Genomic DNA, 4189 nt, shown 5'->3' on the forward strand with positions numbered 1-4189 from the left:
ACCGAATACTGTACAAGTAAAAGGTCACGATTGCACGCGGTACGTAACCCGACGCGTGTTGTTTTGTGAAAACTCGAAGGCCGGCTTGACCGTCGAGGGAGTGTGCGCCATAAGTCTTCCGATCATCCTCGCCCATGGCATAGTGCCCTTCGATGCGTTTTACCGGCCGCTCCTCCAGGTGGGTCTGCGCCGACTCCTTCGCCAACCCGATATGTACGACTACTTCAGCGGGATCGCCAGCCATCTCGAAAACCACGGTTACACCGTCTTTGCCCCCCGCGTGCCCTTCGCCGCAGAAGTTCAAAAGCGCGCGCTGGCCCTGAAACGCCGTATCGAAGTCATCCTCAAAAGCACTGGAGCTGACCGGGTTCACATAATCGCCCACAGTATGGGCGGTCTCGACGCCCGCCACATGATCGTCGATTTCGACATGGCCGACCGCGTCGCGACCCTGACGACCATTGGCACTCCGCACCGCGGAACTTGCTTCGCCGACTTCGGCCTTGCCAAAGTGAACTGGCTGATCGGCTTCACCGGCGTCCTCGGCCTCAATCTCGAGGGCTTCCGCGATCTCGGCACCGAGGCTGCCGCCGCTTTCAACGAACGTGCGCTGATGGCCGAAGCGCGAAACCCCGTCCGCTATGCCACCTACTCCGCCCACCAGAGCTATGGGCGGATATTCACCCCACTGAAGCTGCCCTGGAAATACATCGCAGGGCGCGAAGGAGACAACGATGGGCTGGTGTCTGTGACTTCGGCCGCCTGGACGGACCGATTGGGATCGAAGAAGGTGCGCCATAAAGCCTTTCCCGTCCCCGCCGACCACCTCAACGAACTGGCCTGGTGGGAGCCGTGCGAATTGCGCGCTCCCCGGCAGGCGCGAAGGCTCTTCAAGAACAAAGTACGCGGTATCTACCTCGAAATGGTTCGTGACGCCGAGCGGGAAGGATGATCCGTCTCGAACGGATGTCACCCTCGCGCAGTATACCATCCCCCGAACTTGACACGGCTTGACACGACACTACCCACTCCATACCTTGATTGAGTTCGAATGGTATATACCGTGTATCCTGGATCGTGCAGATGGTACGCATGATCCCGGCGGGATCCGGGTCGCACAATCGCCGTTCGTGCGGCGGATTCATGGAGTTTCTTGCATGGGCGAGACTCGACAGGACGGGGCGGAAAGCGGCGTGACGCTGGAACTGAAGATCCCTAGCAATCCCGATCTGACCGCGGAGGTGGACCGCCGTATAGAGGACCTGACTGCAAGGGTCGGCTTCGACCAGGGAACGCGCGGCGACATCATGATCGCCGTGAACGAAGCGGTCAAGAACGCGATACTTCATGGAAACGGGTGCGACGAATCCAAGCAGGTCGTCATATCCTGTAAATGCAATTCGGAACTGTTCCGTATCCACATCTGCGACTGCGGCGGAGGATTCGATCCCGAATCCCTGCCGGACCCACGAAACCCGGACAACCTGCTCAAGGAGAATGGCCGGGGCATCTTGATGATCAAGTCCCTCATGGACGAAGTCGAGTTCGATATCACAGAGCACGGCACCAGCGTGACCCTGATCAAGTACGGCCACTGAGGAGCGTCCATGCAAATCGTCGAACTTCGCAGCGACACCATGACCCGTCCGACGCCGGCCATGCGCCGCGCCATGGCGAATGCCGAGGTCGGCGACGACTGTTTCGGCGAAGACCCATCGGTCAACCGGCTGGAAGAAGCCATGGCCGCCCTGCTCGGCAAGGAAGCCGGCCTCTTTGTCACGAGCGGCACGCAGGGCAACCAGCTTGCCGTCCGGTCGCAGACCCATCACGGCAATGACGTCATCGCGGAAAAGTTCTGCCACATGTTCAACGCGGAAGCCGGCGCACTCGGCGCACTGTCGGGCGTGCAGGTCCGTCTGTTGACGGGGGAACGAGGCGTTTTCACGCCGGCGCAGATGGAGGAAGTGATCCAGCGGGGCGACAACGTGCACTATGGCAGGACGGCGCTGGTCGCCGTGGAGAACACCCACAACAAGTCCGGCGGATATCCGTGGCCCGTGGAAGCGCTGTCCCGGGTCGGCGAGTGCGGACGTTCAAACAACCTGCGCGTCCACATGGACGGCGCCAGGCTGTTCAACGCCTGCGCGGCGACGGGCCTGACCGCACAGACCTACACGCAGCACGTCGATACAGTATCCGTGTGCCTGTCCAAGGGCCTGGGCGCACCGGTCGGCAGCGTGCTGGCGGGTGACCAGGCCACGATTGACGCGGCGCGCTACTACCGGAAGATGCTCGGCGGCGGGATGCGCCAGGCGGGCGTCCTGGCAGCGGCCGGCCTCTACGCCATGGAGCACAACATCTCCCGGTTGTCCGAGGACCACGGCCATGCCACCCGGCTGGCGGAGGCGCTCGCCGACCTGGAGAACGTCGAGATCGACCTGGACGAGATCCACAGCAACATGATCTTCTTCAGCCTGCGGAACGGCCTCGACCCCTTCGAAGCCGTCGATCGCCTGTCTGAGGAGGGCGTGCGGATGCTCGCCATGAAACCCGGTATCATCCGTGCTGTTACGCACCTGGACGTAAGCGGCGAACATATCGACCGGGCCATCGAAGTCTGCAGGAAGGTGCTGACCCACGATTCCTGACCCGCCATGGCCGCTATCCTCCAACTTCATCCCGAACATCCTCAGAAACGGCATGTCGACCGGGTCGTCGAAGCCCTGCACCGGGGCAGCGTGATCGTGTATCCGACCGACACGGTCTATGGACTGGGCTGCGATATCTTCAATCGCAAGGCCATCAACCGGATTTACCAGATCAAGCAGGCCCCCGCCGGGAAGCCGCTCAGCTTCGTCTGTTCGGATCTGAAGGATCTCGCCCGGTACGCGAAGAACATCTCCAACGCGGCCTATCGCATGATGAATCGGCTGCTCCCTGGCCCCTACACCTTCATTCTGGAAGCTTCGAGAGACGTGCCGAAGTTCATGATCGGCAAGCGGCGTACGGTGGGCATCCGGGTGCCGGACAACCGGATATGCCTCGAAATCGTGCAGGCGCTTGGCCGGCCCGTGCTGAGTACCAGCATCGCGCCTTCCGGTATCGCGGCCTCAGCTAACGGAAGCGATATGAACGACGCCGATTCCATCGCGGCCCGGTACGGCAAGGTCGTGGACGTCATTGTGGACGGCGGTGTCATTGTTCCGGAACCGTCGACGGTGGTCGATCTGACCGGCGAGGAGCCTGAGATCCTGCGGGCGAGCGCCGGCGAAGCCGATCTGTACTGAACTGGTGCCGCAGATCAACCGTTCAGCCACAACCATCCAACGAACTAACAAATCCGTCAGAACGAATAGGTCATCTCAAAGGCGAAATTGACCACCGACTCCTCTCGTTCGCCGGAACCCGGTTGGCTCTCCCTGACGGAGAAATCCCTGCGGAGTTCCATGAGGAACCCCAGGCCATCGGTCAGCGCAAACGTCGGGGCGATGGTGAGGGCCTGCAGCCGGGATTTTCCAAATTCCTCTGTGCCCCCTTTTCGCACTGGAACGTCGTTACTGCCTTTGAAGTAGTCGTACCGGCCCGTTAACCCCATGACGTCGGTGAGACGGTAGTGCGCCATCACCATGTAGCCGTTCCAGTTGAATACTACTGAATTAAACGGCAGATCCTTTTTCCCTCGGTTGTACTCCCCGCCGATAATGAGTCCGGGCGCCGGCGTCAGGGTCAGGTCGATGTCGTAGACGGTCAAATTGATGGTCAGTGACATGCCGGCCTGACCGTGGACCGGTTCCTCATTGTCGCCGCGCATCGCCGAAAAGCCGATCCCGCCCAATTCCTCGTGGCTGTAACCGAGCCGGCCGCCGATCATCTTGTTGGTATTCGCGTCCACGTTCTCGTCCCATCCGTTGGTCAGGTGAACCACCACGTCGATACCGCCGACCAGATCCATGGACAACATGGCGCCGGTCAGGTTGGTGGGCAGTCCCAGGTCGAAGATCAGCGAGTGGGAGTACTGGTACATGTCCGGGGCGTCCAGGAGCTCGAACCCGATGGGCGCGTTGAATTTACCGAAGGTTAGGGTCGGGTAGTTCCCCTCCCCGCGGCCCAGCCCGAGATCCAGGGTCACGTAGCCCTGTTCGGCGTCGAGGGTGAACCCGCCCTCGCCGTCACTCACCCATTCCAGGTC

5 protein-coding genes are annotated in these 4189 nt (G+C 61.2%); 4 read left to right on the forward strand and 1 reads right to left on the reverse strand.

Features of this window, described 5'->3' with window-relative positions:
* Nucleotides 1-85: 85 nt before the first annotated feature.
* The 4 genes from F4Z81_06080 (at nucleotide 86) to F4Z81_06095 (ending at nucleotide 3287) form a co-directional block, all read left to right on the forward strand.
* A complete protein-coding gene (locus tag F4Z81_06080) occupies nucleotides 86-952 on the forward strand; it encodes an alpha/beta fold hydrolase (protein MXW04618.1) in 867 nt (288 codons plus the stop codon).
* 205 nt (nucleotides 953-1157) lie between these two features.
* Nucleotides 1158-1598 carry an ATP-binding protein gene (locus F4Z81_06085; protein MXW04619.1) on the forward strand — a complete coding sequence of 147 codons (441 nt, stop codon included), beginning with the start codon at nucleotides 1158-1160 and terminating at the stop codon, nucleotides 1596-1598.
* Between the two features lie 9 nt (nucleotides 1599-1607).
* On the forward strand, nucleotides 1608-2648 hold the full coding sequence (locus F4Z81_06090) for an aminotransferase class I/II-fold pyridoxal phosphate-dependent enzyme (protein MXW04620.1): 1041 nt from the start codon (nucleotides 1608-1610) through the stop codon (nucleotides 2646-2648).
* Nucleotides 2649-2654: 6 nt separating this feature from the next.
* Nucleotides 2655-3287: a threonylcarbamoyl-AMP synthase gene (locus tag F4Z81_06095; protein MXW04621.1), complete on the forward strand. Its 633-nt coding sequence runs from the start codon at nucleotides 2655-2657 to the stop codon at nucleotides 3285-3287.
* Nucleotides 3288-3343: 56 nt separating this feature from the next.
* Here F4Z81_06095 and F4Z81_06100 read toward each other — a convergent pair.
* Nucleotides 3344-4189 (reverse strand): outer membrane beta-barrel protein (locus tag F4Z81_06100; protein ID MXW04622.1); only part of this gene is annotated, 846 nt, incomplete at its 5' end.

The organism is Gemmatimonadota bacterium, from assembly GCA_009835325.1.
In the GTDB taxonomy this organism is placed as follows: Bacteria; JAAXHH01; JAAXHH01; order JAAXHH01; family JAAXHH01; genus JAAXHH01.

Coding starts and splice junctions, on each gene's coding strand:
- F4Z81_06085 (MXW04619.1), top strand. CDS start 1,158: ATGGGCGAGACTCGACAGGACGGGGCGGAAAGCGGCGTGACGCTGGAA.
- F4Z81_06095 (MXW04621.1), top strand. CDS start 2,655: ATGGCCGCTATCCTCCAACTTCATCCCGAACATCCTCAGAAACGGCAT.
- F4Z81_06090 (MXW04620.1), top strand. CDS start 1,608: ATGCAAATCGTCGAACTTCGCAGCGACACCATGACCCGTCCGACGCCG.